The 25,657-nt window shown below is 66.9% G+C and carries 22 protein-coding genes and 2 rRNA genes (1 of these 24 cut by a window edge); 16 read left to right on the forward strand and 8 right to left on the reverse strand.

Annotated features, from left to right (window positions below):
- A 23S ribosomal RNA gene (locus tag QQA12_RS01040) occupies positions 1-2,383 on the forward strand (it extends 495 nt beyond the left edge of the window).
- A 124-nt stretch (positions 2,384-2,507) separates the two neighbouring features.
- Positions 2,508-2,622: ribosomal RNA gene (rrf, locus tag QQA12_RS01045) — 5S ribosomal RNA — on the forward strand.
- 528 nt (positions 2,623-3,150) lie between these two features.
- Here the strand turns inward: rrf and QQA12_RS01050 are convergent.
- Positions 3,151-4,866, reverse strand: coding sequence for a M28 family metallopeptidase (locus QQA12_RS01050; RefSeq protein WP_226050608.1), 1,716 nt, complete (start codon positions 4,864-4,866; stop codon positions 3,151-3,153).
- 59 nt (positions 4,867-4,925) lie between these two features.
- Positions 4,926-5,582: a hypothetical protein gene (locus QQA12_RS01055; protein WP_054661346.1), complete on the reverse strand. Its 657-nt coding sequence runs from the start codon at positions 5,580-5,582 to the stop codon at positions 4,926-4,928.
- Positions 5,583-5,673: 91 nt separating this feature from the next.
- Between QQA12_RS01055 and QQA12_RS01060 the strand changes: the two genes are divergently transcribed.
- A complete protein-coding gene (locus QQA12_RS01060) occupies positions 5,674-6,954 on the forward strand; it encodes a peptidoglycan DD-metalloendopeptidase family protein (RefSeq protein WP_267913975.1) in 1,281 nt (426 codons plus the stop codon).
- A 114-nt stretch (positions 6,955-7,068) separates the two neighbouring features.
- Positions 7,069-8,472, forward strand: coding sequence for a S41 family peptidase (locus QQA12_RS01065; protein ID WP_226050606.1), 1,404 nt, complete (start codon positions 7,069-7,071; stop codon positions 8,470-8,472).
- A gap of 150 nt (positions 8,473-8,622) precedes the next feature.
- On the opposite strand, the gene QQA12_RS01070 is transcribed toward QQA12_RS01065, so the two are convergent.
- Both QQA12_RS01070 and QQA12_RS01075 read right to left on the reverse strand, forming a co-directional pair.
- Entirely contained in the window at positions 8,623-8,946 is a 324-nt protein-coding gene (locus tag QQA12_RS01070) for a DUF1820 family protein (protein WP_056931569.1), read from the reverse strand.
- 36 nt (positions 8,947-8,982) lie between these two features.
- Positions 8,983-9,675, reverse strand: coding sequence for a rhomboid family intramembrane serine protease (locus tag QQA12_RS01075; RefSeq protein WP_226050605.1), 693 nt, complete (start codon positions 9,673-9,675; stop codon positions 8,983-8,985).
- 215 nt (positions 9,676-9,890) lie between these two features.
- Between QQA12_RS01075 and QQA12_RS01080 the strand changes: the two genes are divergently transcribed.
- Together QQA12_RS01080 and pnuC are read left to right on the forward strand one after the other, a co-directional pair.
- Positions 9,891-11,270 (forward strand): outer membrane protein transport protein, encoded by a 1,380-nt coding sequence (locus QQA12_RS01080; protein ID WP_226050604.1) that lies wholly within the window; start codon positions 9,891-9,893, stop codon positions 11,268-11,270.
- A 124-nt stretch (positions 11,271-11,394) separates the two neighbouring features.
- A complete protein-coding gene (gene pnuC, locus QQA12_RS01085; protein WP_054661361.1) occupies positions 11,395-12,000 on the forward strand; it encodes a nicotinamide riboside transporter PnuC in 606 nt (201 codons plus the stop codon).
- A 72-nt stretch (positions 12,001-12,072) separates the two neighbouring features.
- Here pnuC and putA read toward each other — a convergent pair whose 3' ends face one another.
- Positions 12,073-15,279 (reverse strand): bifunctional proline dehydrogenase/L-glutamate gamma-semialdehyde dehydrogenase PutA, encoded by a 3,207-nt coding sequence (gene putA / locus QQA12_RS01090; protein WP_226050603.1) that lies wholly within the window; start codon positions 15,277-15,279, stop codon positions 12,073-12,075.
- Positions 15,280-15,582: 303 nt separating this feature from the next.
- Between putA and QQA12_RS01095 the strand changes: the two genes are divergently transcribed.
- The 6 genes from QQA12_RS01095 to QQA12_RS01120 all read left to right on the forward strand — a co-directional run bounded on the left by QQA12_RS01095 (position 15,583) and on the right by QQA12_RS01120 (position 20,308).
- Entirely contained in the window at positions 15,583-16,056 is a 474-nt protein-coding gene (locus tag QQA12_RS01095) for a DUF2244 domain-containing protein (protein WP_056931565.1), read from the forward strand.
- A gap of 17 nt (positions 16,057-16,073) precedes the next feature.
- The gene (coxB, locus tag QQA12_RS01100) at positions 16,074-17,006 is read left to right on the forward strand and encodes a cytochrome c oxidase subunit II (protein WP_054661370.1); all 933 of its coding nucleotides are present in this window, start codon (positions 16,074-16,076) and stop codon (positions 17,004-17,006) included.
- 64 nt (positions 17,007-17,070) lie between these two features.
- Positions 17,071-18,681: a cytochrome c oxidase subunit I gene (gene ctaD / locus QQA12_RS01105; protein WP_054661373.1), complete on the forward strand. Its 1,611-nt coding sequence runs from the start codon at positions 17,071-17,073 to the stop codon at positions 18,679-18,681.
- 11 nt (positions 18,682-18,692) lie between these two features.
- Positions 18,693-18,827 carry a hypothetical protein gene (locus QQA12_RS01110; RefSeq protein WP_256363883.1) on the forward strand — a complete coding sequence of 45 codons (135 nt, stop codon included), beginning with the start codon at positions 18,693-18,695 and terminating at the stop codon, positions 18,825-18,827.
- A complete protein-coding gene (locus QQA12_RS01115; protein ID WP_054661376.1) occupies positions 18,824-19,411 on the forward strand; it encodes a cytochrome c oxidase assembly protein in 588 nt (195 codons plus the stop codon). The genes QQA12_RS01110 and QQA12_RS01115 overlap by 4 nt, the downstream gene beginning before the upstream one ends.
- A 21-nt stretch (positions 19,412-19,432) precedes the next feature.
- A complete protein-coding gene (locus QQA12_RS01120; protein ID WP_054661379.1) occupies positions 19,433-20,308 on the forward strand; it encodes a cytochrome c oxidase subunit 3 in 876 nt (291 codons plus the stop codon).
- Positions 20,309-20,389: 81 nt separating this feature from the next.
- On the opposite strand, the gene QQA12_RS01125 is transcribed toward QQA12_RS01120, so the two are convergent.
- Positions 20,390-20,608, reverse strand: a complete 219-nt coding sequence (locus tag QQA12_RS01125; protein ID WP_054661382.1) for a twin transmembrane helix small protein — start codon at positions 20,606-20,608, stop codon at positions 20,390-20,392.
- Between the two features lie 57 nt (positions 20,609-20,665).
- Here QQA12_RS01125 and QQA12_RS01130 point away from each other — a divergent pair, with 57 nt between their 5' ends.
- The 4 genes from QQA12_RS01130 to cyoE are packed head-to-tail and all read left to right on the forward strand — an operon-like array spanning position 20,666 to position 24,055.
- Positions 20,666-21,379, forward strand: a complete 714-nt coding sequence (locus tag QQA12_RS01130; RefSeq protein ID WP_226050602.1) for an SURF1 family protein — start codon at positions 20,666-20,668, stop codon at positions 21,377-21,379.
- Positions 21,380-21,397: 18 nt separating this feature from the next.
- The gene (locus QQA12_RS01135) at positions 21,398-21,982 is read left to right on the forward strand and encodes a hypothetical protein (protein ID WP_162486316.1); all 585 of its coding nucleotides are present in this window, start codon (positions 21,398-21,400) and stop codon (positions 21,980-21,982) included.
- Between the two features lie 11 nt (positions 21,983-21,993).
- The gene (locus tag QQA12_RS01140) at positions 21,994-23,157 is read left to right on the forward strand and encodes a COX15/CtaA family protein (RefSeq protein WP_226050601.1); all 1,164 of its coding nucleotides are present in this window, start codon (positions 21,994-21,996) and stop codon (positions 23,155-23,157) included.
- 4 nt (positions 23,158-23,161) lie between these two features.
- A complete protein-coding gene (gene cyoE / locus QQA12_RS01145; protein WP_226050600.1) occupies positions 23,162-24,055 on the forward strand; it encodes a heme o synthase in 894 nt (297 codons plus the stop codon).
- Between the two features lie 63 nt (positions 24,056-24,118).
- Here the strand turns inward: cyoE and QQA12_RS01150 are convergent, their stop codons facing one another.
- Positions 24,119-25,105 carry a bile acid:sodium symporter family protein gene (locus QQA12_RS01150; protein ID WP_054661398.1) on the reverse strand — a complete coding sequence of 329 codons (987 nt, stop codon included), beginning with the start codon at positions 25,103-25,105 and terminating at the stop codon, positions 24,119-24,121.
- Positions 25,106-25,139: 34 nt separating this feature from the next.
- Positions 25,140-25,637 (reverse strand): sulfur transferase domain-containing protein, encoded by a 498-nt coding sequence (locus QQA12_RS01155; protein WP_054661401.1) that lies wholly within the window; start codon positions 25,635-25,637, stop codon positions 25,140-25,142.
- Positions 25,638-25,657 lie beyond the last annotated feature (20 nt).

Below are 25,657 nucleotides of genomic sequence, written 5' to 3' on the forward strand. Positions count from 1 at the left end.
CTGAAACCGTGTGCGTACAAGCAGTAGGAGCTCGAAAGAGTGACTGCGTACCTTTTGTATAATGGGTCAGCGACTTACTGTTCGTGGCAAGCTTAACCGTATAGGGGAGGCGAAGGGAAACCGAGTCTGATAAGGGCGCATAGTCGCGGGCAGTAGACCCGAAACCGGGTGATCTAGTCATGCCCAGGGTGAAGGTGCGGTAACACGCACTGGAGGCCCGAACCCACTCCCGTTGCAAAGGTAGGGGATGAGGTGTGATTAGGAGTGAAAAGCTAATCGAACCCGGAGATAGCTGGTTCTCCTCGAAAGCTATTTAGGTAGCGCCTCATATGTATCCTCTCGGGGGTAGAGCACTGTTATGGCTAGGGGGTCATCGCGACTTACCAAACCATTGCAAACTCCGAATACCGAGACGGACTGTATGGGAGACACACGGCGGGTGCTAACGTCCGTCGTGAAAAGGGAAACAACCCAGACCCACAGCTAAGGTCCCAAATTTTGTGCTAAGTGGAAAACCATGTGGAAAGGCACAGACAGCCAGGAGGTTGGCTTAGAAGCAGCCACCCTTTAAAGAAAGCGTAATAGCTCACTGGTCGAGTCGGTCTGCGGGGAAGATTTAACGGGGCTAAGCACAGAACCGAAGCTTGGGGTGCATAACTTTGTTATGCGCGGTAGAGGAGCGTTCCGTAAGCCTGCGAAGGTGGATTGAGAAGTCTGCTGGAGGTATCGGAAGTGCGAATGCTGACATGAGTAACGATAATGCGGGTGAAAAACCCGCACGCCGAAAGCCCAAGGTTTCCTTGCGCAACGTTAATCGGCGCAGGGTGAGTCGGCCCCTAAGGCGAGGCAGAAATGCGTAGTCGATGGGAAGCAGGTTAATATTCCTGCACCTCGCGTAAGTGCGATGGAGGGACGGAGAAGGTTAGGTGTACCAGGCGTTGGTTGTCCTGGGGAAAGGCGGTAGGTTTGGATCTTTGGCAAATCCGGGATCCTTTAAGACCGAGCACCGAGACGAGTCTTTAAGACGAAGTCACTGATACCACGCTTCCAGGAAAAGCTCCTAAGCTTCAGCTTACGCAGACCGTACCGTAAACCGACACAGGTGGGTAGGATGAGAATTCTCAGGCGCTTGAGAGAACTCGGGTGAAGGAACTAGGCAACATGGCACCGTAACTTCGGGAGAAGGTGCACCATTGCCGGTGGCCCATGCGGGCTATAGCTGGTGATGGTCGAAGTGACCAGGCCGCTGCGACTGTTTATCAAAAACACAGCACTCTGCAAACACGAAAGTGGACGTATAGGGTGTGACGCCTGCCCGGTGCTGGAAGGTTAATTGATGGGGTCAGCCGCAAGGCGAAGCTCTTGATCGAAGCCCCAGTAAACGGCGGCCGTAACTATAACGGTCCTAAGGTAGCGAAATTCCTTGTCGGGTAAGTTCCGACCTGCACGAATGGCGTAACGACAGCGGCGCTGTCTCCACCCGAGACTCAGTGAAATTGAAATCGCTGTGAAGATGCAGCGTTCCCGTGGCAAGACGGAAAGACCCCGTGAACCTTTACTATAGCTTTACACTGAACGTTGAGTTCGTCTGTGTAGGATAGGTGGGAGGCTATGAAACTGTGGCGCCAGCTGCAGTGGAGCCATCCTTGAAATACCACCCTGTCGTGCTTGACGTTCTAACCTAGGCCCGTTATCCGGGTCGGGGACCGTGTATGGTGGGTAGTTTGACTGGGGCGGTCTCCTCCTAAAGAGTAACGGAGGAGCTCGAAGGTACGCTCAGCGCGGTCGGACATCGCGCACTGTGTGCAAAGGCATAAGCGTGCTTGACTGCAAGATCGACGGATCAAGCAGGTACGAAAGTAGGACTTAGTGATCCGGTGGTTCTGTATGGAAGGGCCATCGCTCAACGGATAAAAGGTACTCCGGGGATAACAGGCTGATACCGCCCAAGAGTTCATATCGACGGCGGTGTTTGGCACCTCGATGTCGGCTCATCACATCCTGGGGCTGTAGTCGGTCCCAAGGGTATGGCTGTTCGCCATTTAAAGTGGTACGCGAGCTGGGTTCAGAACGTCGTGAGACAGTTCGGTCCCTATCTGCCATGGGCGTTGGAAGTTTGAGAGGGGCTGCTCCTAGTACGAGAGGACCGGAGTGGACGAACCTCTGGTGTTCCGGTTGTCACGCCAGTGGCATTGCCGGGTAGCTATGTTCGGAAGCGATAACCGCTGAAAGCATCTAAGCGGGAAGCGCGCCTCAAGATGAGACTTCCCGGGGCACAAGCCCCCTGAAGGAACCATGTAGACTACGTGGTTGATAGGTCAGGTGTGTAAGCGCGGCAACGCGTTGAGCTAACTGATACTAATGATCCGTGTGGCTTGACCATATAACCTCAAGTTGCCTTGGCCGACATGACATGTCGATAGACCCAAGTGCACGCTACGTCACAAGACCTACGAGAGGCTGGCGCTTTATCCTGCTCCAATGGATAGCGACCCTCCAACCCTCTCCCTGGTGAAATTAGCGCTGTGGAACCACCCGATCCCATCCCGAACTCGGAAGTGAAACGCAGCTGCGCCGATGGTAGTGTGGCTCAAGCCATGCGAGAGTAGGTCATCGCCAGGGGCTTTATCCCCAAACCCCCGCTGCTAACGCAGCGGGGGTTTGCTTTTTTCCCGCATCCAGAACCCGGATGTCGCATAAACCAGAACGGCGCCAAAAGGCGCCGTTGGCGTTTTCCACGTCCTCAAATCAGCGTGGCTGCGGGTATTGCCCAGTGATAATCGCCCTGCAGGCGCGCGACACAGAGAAAGGCCACGGGCCTGGCGGGCCCGGCGGCTGTGCCGGAACGGAGCCTCGCACGCGAACGCGTGCAGCACGGGCTGCCTCACGTAGATCCGCGACCACCGCGCATACGACAACGGCGCCAAAAGGCGCCGTTGCTTGAACCCCTTGATGCCCCGGCCTTACAACCGGCCGAACACCAGCGTCGCGTTCGTACCACCAAAACCAAAGCTGTTCGACATCACCGTCTCAAGGCGTGCTTCCTGCGTCTGGCGGAGTATCGGGAAGCCTTCGGCGCGATGTCTGGATGTCATCGCGGCACCACGCGCCCGCGATTGCCATTGGACGATGCCTCCGGGGCGACGCGGTCTATTCACCGGCGCCGCGCCGGCCCTCCATCATGCGGTCGCGGTTGGCCTTGAACGGGTTGCCTTCGTACCAGTTCGGCCAACTGTCGCCGCCCGCCAGTTCGCGGCCGACGCCGTACAGGAGTTCAAGGTCCTGCATGGTGCCGTCGAGCTTCCAGGTGGCGGCGTCGTACTCGTCGCGCGGGCTGTGGTAACGCTCGCGGGCGTAGGCTTCGGCGGCCTTCCTGCCCGCGTCGATGCCGCCTTCCAGCAGATCCCGGCCGCCGCCGGCGTAGAGTGCGGGGACGCCGGCCTTGGCGAAGTTGAAGTGATCCGAGCGGAAGTAGAAGCCGCTCTGCACCGCCGATTCCGCATGCAGGGTGCGGTTCTGCTCCTTGGCCAACGGCTTGAGGATGTCCTCCAGCTCGGAGCTGCCATACCCGGTGACGGTCATGTCGCGGGTGCGACCATTGACCGACATCGCGTCGATGTTGATCACGCCGGCGATCTTGTCCAGCGGGAAGGTGGGATGGTTGACGTAGTACTGCGAGCCGAGCAGTCCGGATTCTTCCAGCGTCACCGCCAGGAACACCACCGAGCGCTGCGGCGCCGGCTGCTGGTGGACCATGGCATCGGCGATCTCGAGGATGCCGGCCACGCCGGTGGCGTTGTCCACCGCGCCGTTGTAGATGTCGTCGCCTGCCTGCGCATCGTGTGCCTGGCCCTCGTGCCTGCCGAGGTGGTCCCAGTGCGCCATGTAGAGCACGGCCTCGTCGGCGCGGCTGGCGCCGGGAAGGACGCCGACCACGTTGCGCGACTTCTTCTCGGCGATGCTGCTCTTCAGGTCGAGCGACAGCGTGGTGTGCAGCGGCACCGGCTTGAAGCCGCGCCTGCCGGCATCGCGGTAGGCCTTGTCCAGGTCGAGTCCGGCCCCGGCGAACAGTTGCCGCGCCGCTTCGGCACTCAGCCAGCCCTGTGCCTGCAGGCGCGGCTCCTTGTCCTCGGCGACAGGAAGGTCGTACTGCGCACCGCCCCAGGAGCTGCGAACCACGTCCCAGCCGTACGACGCACCCGCGGTGTCATGCACGATCAGTGCCGCGGCGGCGCCCTTGCGCGCGGCCTCCTCGAACTTGTAGGTCCAGCGTCCGTAATAGGTCATGCGCTTGCCTTCGAACAGGCGCGCATCGTCGGCGTGGAAGCCGGGGTCGTTGACGAACATCACCACGGTCTTGCCCTTCCAGTCCTGGCCGGCATAGTCGTTCCAGTCCTGTTCCGGCGCATCCACGCCATAGCCGACGAATACCATGTCGCTGGCGTCGATTTTCACTTCCGGCTGGCCGCTGCGGGTGCCGACCACCATGTCACTGCCGAAGGCGAGCGTGCGCCGGGTATCGCCATGCTGGAGCGTGAGCACGGTCGAGGGGTCGGCGATGGTCTCGGTCATCGGCACCTCCTGGAACCAGCTGTCGCCGTTGCCCGGCTGCAGGCCGATGCGCTGCATCTGGTCGCGGATGTACTCGACGGAGAGCTGTTCGCCGTGGCTGCCCGGTGCGCGGCCCTCGAACTCGTCCGACGCAAGCGTCTTCACCAGTTCGGCAAAGTCCGCGGCGTTGATGTCGGTGGAGAACGCATGCGCCGGTGCGGGCGCCTGCATCGGTGGCGGCGGAGGAGTGGGCTCCTGCCGGCACGCAGACAGAGCCGCGCCCGCGGCGAGGCACAACAGGAATTTGCGGGGCATGGAATCGGGCTCCGTACGAAGGGTGAAGCCCGATTCTAGGCAAGCCAGCCGGGAAGCGCTCAATCCTTCGGCGCGGCCTCGCTGTCGAAGCGGCGCACGGTGGCGCCGCTGACCGGGCCGATGGAGGCGCTGTCGTGCACGTACAGCGTCACCTCGCGTTCGAAGTTCAGCGGGCCGTCCACCTTCGCATTGGGGCCGATGATCACCCGCGGCTTGCGCGGCGGCGTCAGCGACAGGCTGAACGACGGCTTGGTCACGCGGATGCCGCCCTTCACGTGCGAGCCGATGCCGACGGTGATGTCGCCGTTGACGGTCTCGATGTTGCCGCCGACCTCGGTGCCAACCAGGCCGATGCCGCCGTTGACGGTTTCCACGCCGCCGCCGATGCGACCGCCCTGGTCGATGAAGATGCTGCCGTTGACGGTTTCCACGTCGCCGGACAGGATCAGCCCGCGTCCCCCGCGGATCGCGCCGTTCACCGTCTCCAGGCTGCGCGCCTGCACGTTGTCGTCGGCGTTGATGCTGCCGTTGACCGTCTCCACGCCGCGTGCCTGCACGCCCTTGGCCAGGTGGATGCTGCCGTTGACGGTGTCCAGGTCGCGATAGGCGGTGCCGGATTCGGTACGGATGCTCCCGTTCACCTTACTGATGTCGTCGGCCGCCAGTGCCAGTGGGCTGGCCAGCCCCAGGGCCAGCAGAAGAAGGAATCGTTTCATCGCGCGTCTCCGTCGGGAATTCCTGTGGGCAAGCATGGATGGCAGCATGGCTGGGTACAATCCGCATCTGCCTGAAGTCACTGGAACGCCATTGCGACCGTCCTGCCGCCGCCGCCAGCCCGCCCGTTCCCCGGCATTGCCGGCCTGGGTCGCCGGCTGCCTGCTGGCGTTGTCGCTGGCCGCTCCCGCCGCGCTGGCGCAGAACACTCCCCGCGATGCGGAGAAGAAACTGCAGCAGTTGCGCGGCGAGCTCAAGAACGTGGCCCAGGAGCGGCAGCGCCTGCAGGCTGAGCGGGAAGCAGCGTCCAGGCGGCTGCGCGAGGCCGACCAGCAGGTTGCCCGCAGCGGCCGGACGGTGGCCGAAACCGAGGCGGCGATGCGCCGCGAACAGCAGGCGCTGGCGGAGCTGCAGCAACGCCGCGTTGTGCTTGAAGCCAACCTGGGACGGCAGCGCGGGCAGCTCGCCGCGCTGCTGCGCGGTGCCTACCGGCTGGGCAACCATGCCCCGCTGAAGTTGTTGCTGTCGCAGGACCGGGTGGCCGACGCCAACCGCGAACTGGCCTACCACCGCTACCTGCAGCGCGAGCGGGCGCGGACCATCGCCTCGCTGGCCGGCGATCTGCAGGCACTTTCATCGAACGAGCAGGAAATCCTGGCACGCAGCCGCGAACTGGAGCAGGCGCGTGCGCAGCAGCGCGAACAGGCCGCGGCGCTGGCCGAGGACCGTCGCAAGCGGGCACAGCTGGCCGCGGAGCTGGACCAGCGCTACCAGGACCGCAGCGAGCGGGAGAAGGTGCTGGGCAAGGACGCGCGGGCGCTCGAGCAGCTGCTGTCCAGCCTGCGCGCGGCGGCCGCACGCGCCGAGGCCGAGCGCAAGGCGGCTGCGCGCCGTGCCGCCGCCGAGCAGTCGCGCCAGGCGGCCACGGGGGCGACACGGCCCTCGCCCGGCAAGGCGCCGCCACGGGTCACCGCGAATGCACCGGCACCGAAGGTCGGCGGGCTGGGCTGGCCGTTGTCCGGCAACCTGCTGGCCCGCTACGGCGGGCGCCTGCCGGACGGGCGCACCAGCAGCGGCGTGCTGATCGGCGCCCCGCCCGGCACGACGGTGACCGCGGTCGCCGACGGCACGGTGGTCTTCTCCGACTGGATGACCGGCTACGGCATGATCCTGATCGTGGACCACGGCAATGGCTACATGAGCCTGTATGCCCACAATGACACCCTGCTGCGCGATCCGGGCGCGCGCGTGCGCCGCGGCGAGGCGGTGGCGCGGGTCGGCAACTCCGGTGGCCAGGGCGTGGCGGCGCTCTACTTCGAACTGCGCCGCAATGGCCAGCCGGTGGATCCGGCCACGTGGCTGCAGCGCCAGTGAGCGCCGGCTGAGCGGGTGGCACCGCCGACGGCCTCGTTCAACGTGAATTCCACCGGGCTTCGCGCATAATCGGTGCGACGCGCATGGTGCGCATCCGTTTTCATGGAGTGGTTCATGCGTGTAGCCGGCCTTGCTGCTGCCCTGCTGTTCGCACTGTCGCCGGCCATCGGCCTGGCGCAGAGTGCCCCGGACAAGACGCCGAAGGCGGACGATCCCGATGCCAAGGAATCGGTGACCTCGCGGGTGCCGCTGGACGAGATACGCCGCTTCGTCGCGGTATACAACGCGGTGCGCGCTGCCTACGTGGATCCCGTGGACGACAAGAAGCTGATGCAGTCGGCGGTCCGCGGCCTGCTGCTGGACCTGGATCCGCACAGCACCTATTTCGACAAGGAAGATGCCCAGGCCTTCGACGAGCAGGCCACGGGCGCCTACGAAGGGATCGGCGTCGAGCTGCTGCAGCAGGACGGCGCGCTCAAGGTGGTATCGCCGATCGACGAGACCCCCGCCGCGCGGGCCGGGCTGCGCGCGGGCGACCTGATCGTGGCCATCGACGGCAAGCCGATAAGTGCGTTCGAGGCGATGGAGCCGCTGCGCGGCCCGGCCGGCAGCAAGGTCGTGCTGACCATCGAGCGGGGCGAAGAGAAGCCGTTCGATGTCACCGTCACCCGCGAGACCATCCGCGTCACCAGCGTGCGCAGCCGGATGCTGGAACCGGGCTATGGCTATGTGCGCATCAGCACCTTCCAGGCCGATACCGGCGCCGACTTCCAGAAACACCTCACCCAGCTGAAGTCGCAGGCCGGCGGCAGGCTGAAGGGCCTGGTGCTGGACCTGCGCAGCAACCCGGGCGGCCTGCTCACCGCGGCGGTGCAGGTGGCCGACGACCTGCTGGAAAAGGGCGTGATCGTGAGTACCCGCGGCCGCATCTCGGTCAGCGATGCGAAGTTCGAGGCCACGCCCGGCGACCTGATGCAGGGGGCGCCGGTGGTGGTGCTGGTGGATGCCGGTTCGGCCAGCGCCTCGGAGGTGCTGGCCGGCGCGCTGCTTGACAACCGGCGCGCGCGCATCGTCGGCAGCCGCACGTTCGGCAAGGGCTCGGTGCAGACCGTGCTGCCGCTGGACAACGGCGACTCGGTCAAACTGACCACCGCGCGTTACTACACCCCGAGCGGCCGTTCGATCCAGGCCACCGGCATCGTGCCGGACGTTGAGCTGGCCGTGGATCCGGCTACCGCCGGCAAGGACGTGCCGGCTTCCATTGCCGACTTCAGCGAGGCCAAGCTGCCGGGCCACCTGCGTGGCGACGACGAGACCAGTGGCGCCGCTACCGGCCTGGTGCTGCCGGGCGATGGGCCGGTGCGCTCGGCCCTGCGTGAACTCAAGCAGCCCGGTTCGCTCGCTGCCCGGCCCGCGGCCGCGGCACCGCCGGCGGTCCCGGCCAAGCCGGAAGCCGCGCCGACGCCGACGGGCGTCAGCGTGCCGGCCAAACCGGGAGCCGTCGACGGCGGCAAGTGACTTTGCCCGCGCGCGCCCTGGGCGTGCGCGTCATCCGCACGGGAGCAGGGTGGGGATGCCGGATGGCGCCCGGACGAGACGCGGCAGCGGACGGGCGATGTTCGCTCCTGCCGCCACGTCACCGGCGGCAATGGCTGCGCGATGCGGTACTCAGCGCGGCTTGGCGGGCATCGGGAACGGCGTGACCACCTTCTCCCCGGTGGCCGCGTCGCGGATCGCCGATTGGCCCTTCTTTTCCACTTCCTCGATGCGCACGATGCTCTGCATCGGCAGGTGCAGCACCTTGGTGCCACCGAACTCCTCGCGCAGGCGTTCCTCGGTGGGGTCGACCACCAGGCCGTCATGGAGGTCGAACACCAGTTCGGCGATTTCGTTGAATCCCCACAGGTGGCTGCTGCCCACGTGCCGGGCATACAGCTCGTAGACCTTGCCGTGGTTGAGGAACGTGATCTTGTACAGGGGCTTGCTGCTCATGGCGCGATTATAGGGACGGCGCACATGGGGTGGCCGCTAGAAACCGTGGCGCTTGCGCAGTCGCCGGGCGATGGCGGCGCGCACATACAGCCCATAGACGATGCCGAACAGGAAGCCGGACAGGTGCGCCGACCAGGCCACCATGCCGAAGCTCGGGCCGATATAGGCGAAAACCACCTGCAGGGCGGCCCATACCCCGATCAGCAGATAGGCCGGCGCCCGGACGAATTCCAGGAACAACCCCAGTGGCAGTACCACGCCCAGCCGCGCGCCGGGGAACAGTGCTAGATAGGCCCCCAGCAACGCCGACACCGCGCCGCTGGCGCCGATGATGATCTGGTCCGGCGATCCCATGGCGTACAGCGCCGCCAGGTTGGCCGCGGCACCGCCCAGCAGGAACAACAACAACAGCCGCCATGCCCCCAGCACCCGTTCGGCCGGCAGCCCGAAGATCAGCAGGAACACCAGGTTGCCGAGCAGGTGCGACCAGTCCGCGTGCAGGAACAGCGCGGTGAACAGGCGCAGCACGCTGCCGTCGCGCAGTGCCGCCCACCAGTCCTGCGGGTTGCCCAGGCCGGTGGACAGCGCGCCCCAGTCCATCCACAGCGACCGCCGCGCTTCGTCCGGCCGCGAGATCGACCAGAGGAAGGCCAGCCAGATTGCCGCGAACAGCAGTGGTACTGCCCAGCGGAGTCCGGGTTTGTCGCGGGAGGGAATGGAAACGAACATGGGCGCGCAAGCCTACCCCGAGCAGGGCCGATGCAGGGTGAGGGAATGGAAATAAATGAATACGGCGGCGTTATTGTTTAGTTAACAAGCATGTTGGATACTGCATACGGCGTCGTATGTCGGGAGGGGAATCCGGCGCATCGCAGGGCCGCTTGGCGGTACTGGGGTGCAGGCGCACAACGAATCATCACCGCCCTACGGAGAGAGCTTCCAACATGCATACCGCTTCCACCCTCGCTCGTGTCACCGCTCTGGCCGTCGGCATCGCCGGTGCCCTGGCTTTCAGCCACGCCGACGCCGCCGCGTTCCAGCTCAAGGAAAACAGCGCCAAGGGCCTGGGCCGCGCTTTCGCCGGTTCCGCCTCTGCCTGGGATGACGCTTCGGTGATCGCCACCAACCCGGCGTCGATGCGCCTGCTCGACGGCCGCCAGTTCCAGGCCGACGTGAGCGCCATCAGCTTCTCGGCCAAGATGGAAGAGATCTACAGCGCCCGCAACGCCGGCCCGACCGGCGCTGGCAAGGGCACGCCGATCTCCGGCGGCAACGGCGGCAACGCCGGCATGATCGCCCCGGTCCCGGCCGCTTACTTCCACGTGCCGTTCGGCGAGAACGACAACATGCACTTCGGCCTGTCGCTGACCGCGCCGTTCGGCTTCAAGACCGAATACGACCGCGACTGGGTGGGCCGTTACCACGGCACCAAGACCGACCTGAAGGCCGTCGACCTGGGCGCGGCGTTCTCGTATGACGTCAACCCGTACGTGTCCTTCGGCGCCAGCGTGTTCGTCGAGCACCTGACCATCGAACTGGCCAATGCCGTGGACTTCGGCGCCGTGGCCTACAGCGCCAGCAAGGGTGCCAGCGCCGCGCTGGGCCTGGTGCCGGGCAGCGCCGACGGCTACGCCACCGTCGAGGGCAACAACAATGCCGTCGGCTACGTGATCGGCGGTACCTTCAGCCCGACCGAGAACACCAACATCGCGCTGAGCTACCGTTCCAAGGTCGAGCACAAGATCACCGGCGGCAAGGCCCGCTTCGATGTGCCGGGCAAGGTCGACGCCGCGCTGGGCCTGACGGCCAAGGGGCTGTTCGTCGATTCCAGCGGCAAGGCCACCGTGACCCTGCCGGCCACGGCCACCCTGAGCGTGACCCACAAGCTCAACGACCGCTGGATGGTGATGGGCGACGTGACCCGCACCGCCTGGGCGCCGGCGTTCGACAAGGTGACCGTGGACTTCGCGTCCAACCAGCCGGACAACGTGCTGGTGTTCGGCTACAAGGACACCACCTTCGCTTCGATCGGTACCGAGTACAAGCTGTCCGACACCATCACCCTGCGTGGCGGCGTGGCCTACGACGAAACCCCGACCACCTACTCGCACCGCGACGTGCGCGTGCCGGACGTGACCCGCAAGTGGCTGTCGTTCGGCCTGGGCTGGACCCCGAAGGAGAACACCGAGTTCAACTTCGGCTACACCCACCTGTTCACCAACGACCCGGCGATCAACGCCACCAGCAGCACCGGCAACGTGCTGCAGGGCAAGTACAAGGTCGGTGGCGACGTCCTGGCAGCCTCGATGAACTACAAGTTCTGATCCAGGCACGCTGGATGCGACAGACCGGAGGGCCCCGCGCGAGCGGGGCCCTTCGCTTTTGCGGGCAGGGGCCGGTGCCGCGCGATGCCATGGCCCGGGCGCATGCGCCGGGCGACAATGGGGGATGAATCTGTCCGACCCCGCCTTCCAGCTGGAGCTGGCCGCCAACATCGCCGTCGCCGGCTCCATTCTCCTGGCCGGCCGCAACAACGTGCACACCTGGTGGCTGGGCATCGCCGGCTGCGCGCTGTTCGCGCTGGTGTTCGAGCGATCGCACCTGTACGCGGACATGGTGCTGCAGTTCTTCTTCATCGCGATCAGCGTGCTGGGCTGGTGGCAGTGGCTGCGCGGCGACCACGGGGCGCCGCTGCCGATCACCTCGTTGCGACCGCGCGCATGGGCCTGGCTGGCGCCGCTGGCGGTGCTGGCGACGTTCGGCTACGGCTGGATGCTGACCCGCCTGACCAATGCCTATGCGCCGTACGTCGATTCGGCGGTATTGGTGCTGAGCGTGATCGCGCAGCTGCTGATGATGCGGCGCAAGCTGGAATCGTGGTGGTTGTGGCTGCTGGTGAACAGCATCGCGGTGCCGTTGTACTACAGCCGCGGCCTGCACCTGACCTCGATCCTGTACGTGGGTTTCTGGATCAACGCGCTGGTGGCGCAGCGCCATTGGCGCCGCTTGATGCGCGGCCAGGCGGACGCGTCGCTGGCCGATGCCGGCGCCTGAGTCGAAGCCGGGCGGCACCCGTGAAAAACCCCGCTTTCGCGGGGTTTTCCGTTCACCGGATCATGCAGCCAATCAGTCGCCCAGGGTCAGCAGCGAGGCGTTGCCGCCGGCGGCGGTGGTGTTCACCGTCACCGTCTTTTCGGTGGCGAAGCGCAACAGGTAGTGCGGGCCACCGGCCTTGGGGCCGGTACCGGACAGGCCCTGGCCGCCGAACGGCTGCACCCCGACCACCGCGCCGATCTGGTTGCGGTTGACGTAGACATTGCCGACGTTGACGCGCGAGGCGATGCGCTCGACGGTTTCGTCGATGCGCGAGTGCACGCCCAGGGTCAGGCCGTAGCCGGTGGCGTTGATCTGGTCGATCACCGCGTCGAGCTGGTCGGCCTTCCAGCGGATCACGTGCAGGACCGGCCCGAAGATCTCCCGGTGCAGCTGGCCGAGGTGCCTGAGCTCATACGCGCGCGGCGCGAAGAAGGTGCCGTGCGCGGTGGCGTCGGACAGCGGCGCGGCGGCGATCAGGCGCGCTTCGGCATCCATGCGCACGGCGTGCTCCTCGAGGATGCGCAGTGCATCGGCATCGATCACCGGGCCGACGTCGGTGGACAGCTCGCCCGGGTCGCCGACCTTCAGTTCGGCCATCGCGCCGGACAGCATGCCCATCACCTTGTCGGCGATGTCGTCCTGCACGAACAGCACGCGCGCGGCCGAGCAGCGCTGGCCGGCCGAGGTGAAGGCCGAGCCGATCGCGTCCTTGACCAGCTGTTCCGGCAGCGCCGAGGAATCGGCGATGAAGGCGTTCTGGCCGCCGGTCTCGGCGATCAGCACGCCGATGGCGGCATCGCGCGCGGCCATCGCGCGGTTGATGGCGCGGGCGGTTTCGGTCGAGCCGGTGAATGCCACGCCAGCCACCCGCGGGTCGGCGGTGAGCGCGGCACCGACGGTGGCGCCATCGCCCGGCAGGAACTGCAGCACGTCGACGGGCACGCCGGCGTCGTGCAGCAGCTTCACCGCGTAGTAGCCGACCAGGTTGGTCTGCTCGGCCGGCTTGGCGATGACGCTGTTGCCGGCTGCCAGCGCGGCGCTGACCTGGCCCAGGAAGATCGCCAGCGGGAAGTTCCACGGGCTGATGCAGACGAACACGCCGCGGCCGTGCAGCTGCAGCTCGTTGCTCTCGCCGGTCGGGCTCGGCAGCGTTTCGGCATGACCGAACTGCTCGCGTGCCTGCTTGGCGTAGTAGCGCAGGAAATCCACCGCCTCGCGGACTTCGGCGACGCTGTCCGGCAGGCTCTTGCCGGCTTCCTTCACGCACAGCGCCATGAACTCGGCGATGCGCGCTTCCAGCTGCTCGGCGGCATGTTCCAGGATCGCGGCGCGGCTGGCGGCCGGAGTGCGGTTCCAGCCCGGCTGCGCGGCGACGGCGTTGGCCAGCGCCTGCTGCACGGTGGCGCTGTCGGCGGCCTGCCAGTGACCGACCACTTCGCGGTGGTCGGCCGGGTTGGTGACCGGCACGGTGGCGCCGCTGGCGCTCGCGCCCGGCACCAGCGGGGCGGCCTGCCACGGCTTGACGGCGGCGTTGAGCTGCCCGGCGAGGGCACGCAGTGCGTTGTCGTTGGCGAGGTTGATGCCCATGGAGTTGTTCCTGTCGTGGTTCTGGCTGCGCAGCAGGTCGACCGGCAGCGGGATCTTGGGGTGCGGGATGGAGGCGAACGAGGACACCGCTTCGACCGGGTCGCGGATCAGGTCGTCGATCGACACGTCCTCGTCGGTGATGCGGTTGACGAAGCTTGAATTGGCGCCGTTCTCGAGCAGGCGGCGCACCAGGTAGGGCAGCAGGTCCTCGTGCGAACCGACCGGTGCGTAGACGCGGCAGGGCACGTCGAGGCGATCGGCGGGGACCACCTCGGCGTACAGGTCGTCACCCATGCCGTGCAGCTTCTGGTGCTCGTAGGTGCGGCCCTGCGCGATCTGCTTCACCGCGGCGATGGTGGCCGCGTTGTGGGTGGCGAACATCGGGTACAGCACGTCGCTGTGGCCGAACAGCCGCCTGGCGCAGGCCAGGTAGGACACGTCGGTGTTCTGCTTGCGGGTGAACACCGGGTAGCCGGGCAGGCCGTCGATCTGCGCGCGCTTGATCTCCGCGTCCCAGTAGGCGCCCTTGACCAGGCGTACCTGCAGGCGGTGGCCGATGCGGCGGGCCAGGTCGGCCAGGTAGTCGATCGTGTACGGGGTGCGCTTCTGGTAGGCCTGCACCACGATGCCGAAGCCTTCCCAGCCCTTGAGCGAAGGATCGCTGACCACCCGTTCGATGATGTCCAGCGAAAGCTCCAGGCGGTCGGCTTCCTCGGCGTCGACGGTGCAGCCGATGCCGTAGGACCTGGCCAGCTGCGCCAGTTCCAGCACGCCCGGTACCAGGTCCGCGAGCACGCGCTCGCGCTTGGCATGCTCATAGCGCGGGTACAGCGCAGAGAGCTTGATCGAGATGCCATGCGAGCGGGTCACGTCGCCGTCGGCCTTGCCGCCGCGCGCCAGGTTGTCCTTGCCGATGGCGTGGATCGCGCGCCGGTAGTCCTCCAGGTAGCGCAGCGCGTCCTTCATGGTCAGCGCGCCTTCGCCGAGCATGTCGAAGGAGTAGCGGTAGTTGCTGTTGTCACCCTTGTGCGAGCGCGCCAGGGCCTCGTCGATGGTGCGGCCCATGACGAACTGGTGGCCCATGATCTTCATTGCCTGGCGCACGGCCAGGCGGATTACCGGTTCACCGACGCGGCCGATCAGGCGCTTGAAGGCGCCGTGCACGTCGCGCTTGGTGTCGTCGGCCAGGTCGACCAGGTGGCCGGTCAGCATCAGGCCCCAGGTCGAGGCGTTGACCAGCACCGAATCGGACTGGCCCATGTGGCGCTTCCAGTCGGCTTCGCCGAGCTTGTCGCGGATCAGCTTGTCGGCGGTTTCCTGGTCGGGGATGCGCAGCAGCGCCTCGGCCACGCACATCAGCAGCACGCCCTCCTCGCTGCCCAGGTCGTACTGGCGCATGAACGCCTCGATCGCGCCCTGGTTGCGGGCGCGTGCGCGTACCCGGCGCACCAGGTCGGCGGCGGTGGCCTGTACCTGGGCCTGTTCGGCGGCCGGCAGGCGGGCCTGTTCCAGCAGTTCGCGCACATGGCTGGCCTCGTCCTTCAGCCAGGCATCGGTGATGGCCTGGCGCAGGGCGGCTGGTGCCGGCGGCAGTTCGGGCGAGAGCAGCGGCCGTGCCGCGGCGGGGTGGGTGGACGGTGTTGCATTCATGGGCATGACCACATCGGGACACGTTGGGATTCGGCCATTTTAATCCTTGGCGACGAATTTCCCAGCCCTTCGGACGGCTGTCCGGAGTGGCGGAACCATTGGCACGCGTGGGGTTCGGTGCAATTTGTCGGTTTCCGCAAGTTTGTGCCGAATCCGGCAAATTTATTGCCGATGTCGATTCGGTGCGGGTGGAAATTCGGTGTGCAGTGCAGCAATCACAACAATGATGAATGAGAGCTTGCCGGGGTGATTGGGCGGGGCTACCATCGAACCCGTTTTCCGCGGTACGGACGCGGTTGCGACATGATCGAGATGCTTCGGCTGGTTTCCGACGGCTCACGTGCGCAGCTGGTGCTGCATCCCCCACGGGCACTCAGCGCCCGGCAGTTCGTCCTGTTGTTCATCGCGCTGGCAGGGTTGATGGCGTTTTCCGCAGGCCTGGGTTGGCTGTCTGGAAACGTTTTCGCCCCGGTCTTCGCGCTATTGCATTGCTTCCTGGTGGGAGCTGCCCTGCACGCGTCATGGCGCAGCGGCGAACGCCGGGAAGAGATCCGGGTTGGACCGGACTGCGTGGAAGTGATTCCCGCAGCCGGATGTCCGCCGGTCTTCCGTGCCCACCCCTACTGGGTGCGCCTGGTGATCGAGGACGAACGGGTCGTGCTGGTCTCCAGCGGAAAGCGGGTCGAAGTGGGGAGTCTCCTCGCGCCCGCCGAACGCAGGGAACTGGCGGCGACGCTGGATGGCTTGCTCGCGGCCAGTGACGGCCGCAACCGATGACGTCAAGGGTCTAGGCAATGAAGCAAAGCAACAGGTGGGGAGTGTGGTGCAGGCAGGGTCTGGGGCTGGCGGCGATGGCGCTGGCAGCACCCGTGGCATGGGCGCAGGCGGGTGATCCGAAACCCTGGCAGCTCAACATGGGCAAGGGCGTCACCCATACCGCGCGCATGGCGTGGGACGCGCACATGGTGGCGCTGTGGGTGTGCACGATCATCGGCCTGATCGTGTTCGCCGCGATGGCCTACGCGATCGTCAAGTTCCGCAAGTCCAAGGGCGCGGTGGCGGCGCAGTTCTCGCACAACACCAAGGCCGAGGTCATCTGGACGGTCATCCCGATCATCATCCTGGTGGTGATGGCGTGGCCGGCCACGGCCAAGCTGATCTCCATGTACGACACCCGCGACTCCGAGATGACGGTGAAGATCACCGGCTACCAGTGGATGTGGAAGTACGAATACCTGGGCGAGGACGTGGCCTTCACCAGCCGCCTGGACCGCAAGTCCGACCAGGTGCGGCAGAGCGGCGCGGTGCCGACCATGGCATCGGACCCGCACTACCTGCTGGACGTGGACAACCCGCTGGTGCTTCCGGTCGATACCAAGGTCCGCTTCGTGATCACCTCCGACGACGTGGTGCATGCGTGGTGGGTGCCGGCACTGGGCTGGAAGCAGGACGCCGTGCCGGGCTTCATCAACGAGCGCTGGACCAACATCGAGCAGGAAGGCGTGTACCGCGGCCAGTGCGCCGAACTGTGCGGCAAGGACCATGGCTTCATGCCGATCGTGGTCAAGGCCGTGTCCAAGGACGAGTTCAAGGCCTGGCTGGCCTCGCGCAAGCCCGCCCCGGCACCGGCCACCGAGCCCGCGCCGGCCGCCGCACCCGCCACCGACGCCCCGCAGCCGGAGGCCGCGCCCGCCGCGGAACCGGCTCCCGTGGCGCCCGGCGCCTGATACCACTGCGCGCCGGCCGTTGCCGGCGCGATGCCTGGAAACTGGATAACGAGGTATAGCTGCAATGGCGAACTCCGCAGTGGGCCACTCCGACCATCACGGCCACCGGCAAGGCTTCTTCGAGCGTTGGTTCTTTTCGACCAACCACAAGGACATCGGTACGCTGTACCTGCTTTTCAGCTTCCTGATGTTCATCATCGGCGCCTTCATGTCGGTGCTGATCCGCCTGGAGCTGATGGAGCCCGGGCTGCAGCACATGAAGCCGGAATTCTTCAACCAGATGACCACCGTGCACGCGCTGGTGATGATCTTCGGTGGCGTGATGCCGGCGTTCGTCGGCCTCGCCAACTGGATGATCCCGCTGCAGATCGGCGCGCCGGACATGGCCCTGCCGCGCATGAACAACTGGTCGTTCTGGCTGCTGCCGGTGGCCTTCACCCTGCTGCTGCTGACCCTGTTCCTGCCCGGTGGCGCGCCCGCCGGTGGCTGGACCATGTACCCGCCGCTGTCGCTGCAGGGCGGCTACAACGTCGCCTTCAGCGTGTTCGCCATCCACGTGGCCGGCATCAGTTCGATCATGGGCGCGATCAACATCATCGCCACCGTGCTCAACATGCGCGCCCCGGGCATCGACCTGCTGAAGATGCCGATCTTCTGCTGGACCTGGCTGATCACCGCGTTCCTGCTGATCGCGGTGATGCCGGTGCTGGCCGGCGCGGTGACCATGCTGCTGACCGACAAGTTCTTCGGCACCAGCTTCTTCAACGCCGCCGGCGGCGGCGACCCGGTGATGTACCAGCACATCTTCTGGTTCTTCGGGCATCCCGAGGTCTACATCATGATCCTGCCGGCGTTCGGCGTGATCAGCGAGATCATCCCCACCTTCAGCCGCAAGCCGCTGTTCGGCTACCAGGCGATGGTGTACGCCACCGCGGCCATCGCGTTCCTGTCGTTCATCGTGTGGGCCCACCACATGTTCACGGTGGGCATGCCGCTGGGCGGCGAGATCTACTTCATGTTCGCCACCATGCTGATCTCGATCCCGACCGGCGTGAAGGTGTTCAACTGGGTCAGCACCATGTGGAAGGGCGCGCTGACGTTTGAAACCCCGATGCTGTTCTCCATCGCCTTCGTGGTGCTGTTCAGCATCGGTGGCTTCTCCGGCCTGATGCTGGCCATCGTGCCGGCCGACTTCCAGTACCACGACACCTACTTCGTGGTGGCGCACTTCCACTACGTGCTGGTCACCGGCGCGGTACTGGCGCTGATCGCCGCGGTCTACTACTGGTGGCCGAAGTGGACCGGGCGCATGTACAACGAGTTCTGGGGCAAGGTGCATTTCTGGTGGACGATGGTGTTCGTCAACCTGCTGTTCTTCCCGCAGCACTTCCTGGGCCTGGCCGGCATGCCGCGCCGCATCCCGGACTACAACCCGGTGTTCGCCGACTGGAACCTGGTCAGCTCGATCGGTGCGTTCGGCATGTTCGTCACCCCGTTCCTGATGGCCGCCATCCTGCTGTCCTCGCTGCGCAGCGGCCAGCGCGCCGAGGCGCGCGCCTGGGAAAGCGCAAAGGGCCTGGAGTGGACCGTGCCGTCGCCGGCGCCGGCGCATACCTTCACCGTGCCGCCGGTGATCCGGCCGGGTGACCTGGCCCACGACGACGTGACCCATTGAGGCGCGCGACGATGAGCCGTCCCGACTGGCAACCCGATGAACTGGCCCTGCGCCGCCGCCGTTCGCGGCGCACGGCGCTGGTGGTGGGCGTGATCGCGGTGCTGATCTACGCCGGCTTCATCCTGTCCGGGGTGCTTGCGCATTGACCACGCCCGCGCCCCGGCCCGAACGCAATGCCGGCATCGTCCGGCTGCTCGGCGTGGCGCTGGGCGTGTTCGTGCTGACGTTCTCGCTGGTGCCGCTGTACCGCATCGCCTGCGAGAAGGTGTTCGGCGTCCGCCTCGAGCGCGGTGCCAGCCAGGCGGCCGCGTCCGGGGCCGCTACCGTCAAGCGCCTGGTGCGGGTGGAGTTCGATGGCGGCGTCAATTCCAAGCTGCCGTGGGCCTTCCATCCGGAAAAACTGACCATGGACGTGGTGCCGGGCGAACTGAACGAGGCGCTGTATTTCGCCCGCAACGACAGCGACCACGCGCTGGTCGGCAGCGCCGTGCCCTCGGTGGCACCGGCGCGCGCGTCGGGCTATTTCAACAAGACCGAGTGTTTCTGCTTCACCGCGCAGACCCTGCAGGCCGGCGAGCAGCGCGAGATGCCGGTACGTTTCATCGTCGATCCGGACCTGCCCGCAGATGTCCGCACGATCACCCTGTCCTACACCTTCTTCAAGAACGACGCGCTGACGGCGCAGCTGGCACCGGCCTCGGCCGGCGGCTCGTCGCACGCGGCCCCCTGACCACGGATCCGGAAGCAAGCCATGGCCCATAACACGCCTGATGCCAACGTCTACTTCGTGCCGAGCCAGAGTCGCTGGCCCTTCGTCGGCTCGATTTCCATGCTGGTGCTGATGGTCGGAGTGGCCAGCTGGCTCAACGACGCCAGTTGGGGCCGCTGGACCTTCTTCGTGGGCCTGGCGATGCTGGTGTTCACCTTGTTCCTGTGGTTCGGCGACGTGATCCGCGAATCGGTCGGTGGCAACTACAACCGCCAGGTCGATGGCTCGTTCCGCATGGGGATGGTCTGGTTCATCTTCTCGGAAGTGATGTTCTTCGCCGCCTTCTTCGGCGCGCTGTTCTACACCCGCGTCTACGGCCTGCCCTGGCTGGGCGGCGAAGGCCACGGGGTGGCGACCAACGAGATGCTGTGGGACGGCTATTCGGCGGCCTGGCCGAGCAATGGGCCGGGTGGCATCGGCGGCATGTTCCAGACCATCCCGGCGTGGGGCCTGCCGCTGCTCAACACGCTGATCCTGCTCAGCTCCGGCGCGACCCTGACCATCGCCCACCATGCGCTCAAGGCCGGCAACCGCAGGCAGCTGCTGATCTGGCTGGGCGCCACCGTGCTGCTGGGCTGCGTGTTCCTGTTCTTCCAGGTCGAGGAATACATGCACGCCTACGGCGAGCTCAACCTGACCCTGGGCTCGGGCATCTACGGCTCCACCTTCTTCATGCTCACCGGCTTCCATGGCGCGCACGTGGCCCTGGGCACGATCATGCTGATCGTGATGTGGCTGCGTTCGGCCAAGGGCCACTTCACCCGCGACAACCACTTCGGCTTCGAGGCCGCGGCGTGGTACTGGCACTTCGTCGACGTGGTGTGGCTGATGCTGTTCCTGTTCGTCTACGTGCTGTAAGCGGTAAAACGCAGGGAGCGGGGCATCGGGACCGGGTCCCGGCGCACCGCTCCCTGGTTCACTTCATGGACGCGCCCGGTGTCAGCCGCCGACGCCGTGCGGCTTGATCCAGCCGCTGTAGATGCCCAGGATCACCAGCAGGATCAGCACCACCGACAGCACGATGCGCCGGGTCAGGGCGTTGACCGTGCGCTTGGTCTGGCCGCGGTCGATCATCAGGTAGTACAGCCCGGCGCCAAGATTCCAGACGATGACGATCAGGAACGCGATCACCAGCAGTGTCTTCAGCGAATCATTCATGCACGGCTCGAAATGTGGGAAGGCGTCGCTATCTCACCTGCTCGCGGCGCCGTTGTCATGACGCGACAGCACACGGGTCTGCTGGGCTGGTTGCTGGCGCTCGCGGTGGCCGCACTGTTCAGTACGCTGGGCGCCTGGCAGTTGCAGCGCATGCACGAGAAGCAGGCGTTGCTGGCGCAGGCGCCGCCGGACCGCAGCCATGGTCTGGCGCTGGCGCAGGCGATGCGCGCGCCGGCAACGCTGCACTGGGTGCATGACACGCTGGAGTTCCTGCCGGCCACGGTGCTGCTGGACAACCAGCTGCGCGACGGGCGTGCCGGGCTGAAGGTGTACCAGGCCGCGCGCGTGGACGCCGGCGCGGTGCTGGTCGATCTGGGCTGGCTGCCCTTGCCGGCCGACCGCCAGTTGCCGCGCATCGCGCCGTTGCAGGGGCGGATCGAGGTGCAGGGCCTGTGGGCGCCGCCGCCGTCGCCGGGCCTGGCTCTGGGGCCGGCGCTGGCGGCCACCGCGCAGCCGCGGGTGTGGCTGGCCACGCGCGTGGACATCGCGGCCATTGCCGCGCAGTTGCAGCTGCCGGCCGCCGCGCTGGCCGGCCAGGTGCTGCGGCTGGATCCGGCCTCGCCGCTGGGTTACACCCGCGACCTGGACCTGCTGCCCAACACCCTGCCACCTTCGCGGCATCTGGGCTACGCGGTGCAGTGGTTCGCCATGGCGCTGGCGGTGCTGGTGATCGCCGGGGTGCTGCATGTCCGTCGCCGCCGCGGGCGCTGAACGCCAAGCCATGGGAAAATGCCGCACATGAATGCCCTGACCCCGGAACAACTCGTCATCCGCAAGCGCGGCCGCCGCGTGCTGCTGCTCATCTTCGCCATGTTCTTCGGGTCGATGGCGCTGGCGGGCATCCTGCGCTTCTCCGGCTGGATGCCGCAGGTGAACCGCAACCACGGGCAGCTGTTCGAGCCGGCGCTGGACCTGCGCCAGGAACAGCTGCGGCTGGCCGACGGCAGCGCCTATGAATGGAACCCGGCCGCCCGCCACTGGCGCATCGTGCTGGCGCCTGCGGCCGATTGCGCGCCGGCCTGCGTCACTTTGTCGCAGCAGCTGGACACCGTATGGCGACTGTTCGGCCACAACGCCGATAATGTCGAGATACTGTGGCTGGGCACGCCGCCGGAACAGGTGGTGGCCTCGCCGGCGCTGAAGGTGCTGCAGGCCTCGCCGGCGTTGCGCGCGAAACTGCCGGGGGTGGACGACCCCGCCGGCATCCCGGTTTACGTGATCGATCCCAACGGCTTCGTGGTCCTGCGTTATGCGCCCGGCTTCGACCCGGGCGGCCTGCGCACCGATCTTTCCAGGCTGTTGAAACTGAAGTGAGTTCCATCCGAATGAATGCCCCCGCGCGTCCGGCGCTGCACCGCAATTTCCACCGCCTGGCGTGGTTCGCCCTGATCATGACCGCGAGCACGATCATGTTCGGCTCGTTCGTGCGCCTGTCCGATGCCGGCCTAAGCTGCCCGGACTGGCCGACCTGCTATGGCCGCGTCACCTGGCCGCAGACGCAGGTGGAGGCCGCGCAGAACGTGGCCAGCGAGATCCGCCCGCTGGAAAGCCACAAGGCATGGCGCGAACAGGTGCACCGTTTCCTGGCCGGGCTGCTGGGCCTGGAAGTGCTGACCCTGGCGTTGCTGGCCGCGCGCCGCCACCGCCGGGGCGTGGCCCAGGTGGTCACCGCTTCGGTGCTGGTGGCGCTGGCCATCCCCCTGTACATGCGCGGCGAACATCTCGCCTCCAGCGTGCTGGCGATCGGCGGCGAGGCGATCCTGCTGCTGGCGGCGCTGCGCTGGTCCAACACCAACCTGTCGCGCGCGGCGATGCTGACCCTGGCGGTGGTGATCTTCCAGGCGCTGCTGGGCATGTGGACCGTGACCTGGCTGCTCAAGCCCATCGTGGTCATGGGCCACCTGCTCGGCGGGATGCTGCTGTTCGGCCTGCTGGTGTGGATGGCCTGGAGGGCCACGCACCTGCCGATCACCCTGGCGCAGGCCCCGCGCCTGCGCTGGTGGCTGCGCGTGGGGCTGGCGCTGCTGGTGCTGCAGATCGCGCTGGGTGGCTGGGTCAGCGCCAACTACGCCGCGCTGGCCTGCGGCGGCGGCAGTGCTTCGCTGGACAACTTCCCGCGCTGCGTGAGCCAGTGGTGGCCGACGCAGAACTACGGCGAGGGCTTCACCCTGTGGCGCGGCATCGGCGTGGACTACGAAGGCGGGGTGCTGGACGGCGCCTCGCGCATCGCCATCCAGATGGCGCACCGGATGATGGCCGTGGTCGTGGCCGTGTACCTGCTGGTGCTGTCGGTGCGCATGTTCCGCCTGCCGGGCATGCGCGGCTGGGCCAGCGCGCTGGGCGTGCTGGTGCTGCTGCAGGTCACCCTGGGCGTGCTCAACGTCAAGCTCGCGCTGCCGCTGGCGGTGGCGGTGATGCACAACGGCGGCGCCGTGTGCCTGTTGTTCGTGCTGGTCTCGCTGCTGGCGCGGCTGCGTGCCCCGGAGTGAGCCGATGAGTACGATGTTGCGTGATTACTGGGACCTGACCAAGCCCAAGGTGGTGGCCCTGATCGTGTTCACCGCGCTGGTGGGCATGTTCCTGGCGATCCCGGGCTGGCCGACCGCCGCGCAGGCGACCACCGGCGCGGTGGCCTTCATCGGCATCTGGCTGTCGGCGGGGGCCGCCGCGGCGATCAACCAGCTGCTGGATGCGCGCATCGACGCGCAGATGGCCCGCACCTCGTGGCGGCCCCTGGTGGTGGGCAAGGTGACGCCGCGGCAGGTGCTGGTGTTCGCCGCCGCGCTGACCGCGCTGTCGATGACCATCCTGGTGCTGTGGGTGAACGTGATCACCGCGGTGCTGACGTTCGCGTCGCTGATCGGCTACGCGGTGGTCTACACCGTGTACCTGAAGCGGGCGACGTCGCAGAACATCGTGATCGGCGGCCTGGCCGGCGCGACCCCGCCACTGCTCGGCTGGGCGGCGGTGACCGGCATGCAGGGCGGCTCCGACTGGGCCTACGCCTCGCTGCTGGTATTGATCATCTTCGTGTGGACGCCGCCGCATTTCTGGGCGCTGGCGATCTTCCGCCGCGCCGACTACGCCAAGGCCGCGGTGCCGATGCTGCCGGTCACCCATGGCGTGGCGCACACCCGCCGGCAGATCCTGTTCTATTCGGTGGTGCTGGTGGTGGTGACCCTGCTGCCGGTGGCGCTGGGCATGAGCGGGGTGTTCTATCTCGGCGGCGCCACCGTGCTGAACCTGGTGTTCCTGTGGTACGCGTGGAAGATGCAGGACCCGCCGGACGAGATGTTCAACATGCAGATGTTCGGTTACTCGGTGGTCTACCTGATGGCGCTGTTCGCCTTCCTGCTGGTGGACCACTGGCTGCTGCCCTGGCTGTGAGGGCCGGGCCAGCGGCCTGCGCGGAGCGGTGACGGCAGGCGCCCGCCGCGCCCGCCACCGGGCTCAGCGGGTGCCGGTTTCCGGCTTGCGCCGCGCGTAACGCTGCGCCACCACCGCGCAGACGATCAGCTGCAGCTGGTGGTAGATCATGATCGGCAGCACGATCGCGCCGAGGCTGCCGCCGGCGAACAGGACCTTGGCGATCGGCACGCCGGTGGCCAGGCTCTTCTTGGAGCCGCAGAACACGATGGGAATCTCGTCCTCGCGGCTGAATCCCAGCCGCCGTGCCAGCCAGGTGATGCCGGGCATGGCGATGGCCAGCAGCACCACGGCCACCCCTGCCGCGGCGAGCAGCGCGCCGACCGGGGTCTTGTGCCACAGGCCTTCCACCACCGATTCGCCGAACGCGCCATAGACCACCAGCAGCACCGTGCCCTGGTCGGTGTAGCGCAGCAGCGCGCGCTGCCGCTCCACCCAGTGCGCGATCCACGGCCGCAGCAGGTGGCCGGCGACGAACGGCACCAGCAGCTGCAGCATGATCGCGCCGACCGCGTGCAGCGGATCGGCCATGCCGCCCTGGCTGCCGGCCAGCACGCCCATCAGCAGCGGGGTCAGGAACACGCCGAGGATGCTCGACAGCGAGGCCGCGCACACCGCCGCCGGGATGTTGCCGCCGGCCATCGAGGTGAAGGCGATGGATGACTGCACCGTGGACGGCAGCGCGCACAGGAACAGCACGCCGACGTAGAGGTCGGGCGTCAGTGCCCACCCGGCGAGCGGCCGGAACGCCAGTCCCAGCAGCGGGAACAGCACGAACGTGCAGGCCAGGATGACCAGGTGCAGGCGCCAGTGCAGCATGCCGGCGACGATGGATTCGCGCGGCAGTCGCGCGCCATGCAGGAAGAACAGCGCGGCGATGGCCAGGTCGGTGAAGCGGTCCAGGCCGTGCGCGGCAGCGCCGGTCATCGGCAGCACGCTGGCCAGGGCCACGGTGGCGAGCAGGGCGAGGGTGAAGTTGTCCGGTCGCAGGCGCGACCACCAGCGGGTCATCGGCGGGAGTGTCCTTGTCGGCGTGGCGGCGGGCTCAAGGCTGCGCGGGGCGCTCCAGCGCCGCACGCACGGCCGGTTCCAGCGAGGTCAGCCCGGCGTCGCGGCCGAACTGCAGGGCGTCGTCGACCGGCGCCCCCTGCACGCGCGCCCGTACCAGCGCCAGCAGGGCGCCGGCGCGGTTGCCCGAGGCGCAGTGCAACAGCGTGGTGCCCGGGTCCTGCCTGAGCAGGCGGTCGAGCGTGCGCGCGTTGGCTTCGCTGATGCCGGCGGCGCCATCGATGGGCAGGCGCACGTAGCGCAGGCCCAGCGCCTCGGCGGCAGCGGCCTCGTCATAGCCGCGATCCTCGTGCGGCATGCGCAGGTCGATGACGGTGGTCACGCCCGAGCGTGCGGCATCGCGCAGCTGCTGCGCGCTGGGCTGGCCGCTGGTGAACAGGTCCGGACGCGGCTGCTTCAGCGCCTGTCCGGCGGCAGCGGTGGAGCCGGCGCAGGCCAGCAGCAGGAACAGCAGTTTCGGCAGGTGTGGGTGCATCGCTTTGCTCCGTCCGCGCC

It is taken from the genome of Stenotrophomonas sp. 17(2023), assembly GCF_030345315.1.
Lineage (GTDB): Bacteria > Pseudomonadota > Gammaproteobacteria > Xanthomonadales > Xanthomonadaceae > Stenotrophomonas > Stenotrophomonas acidaminiphila.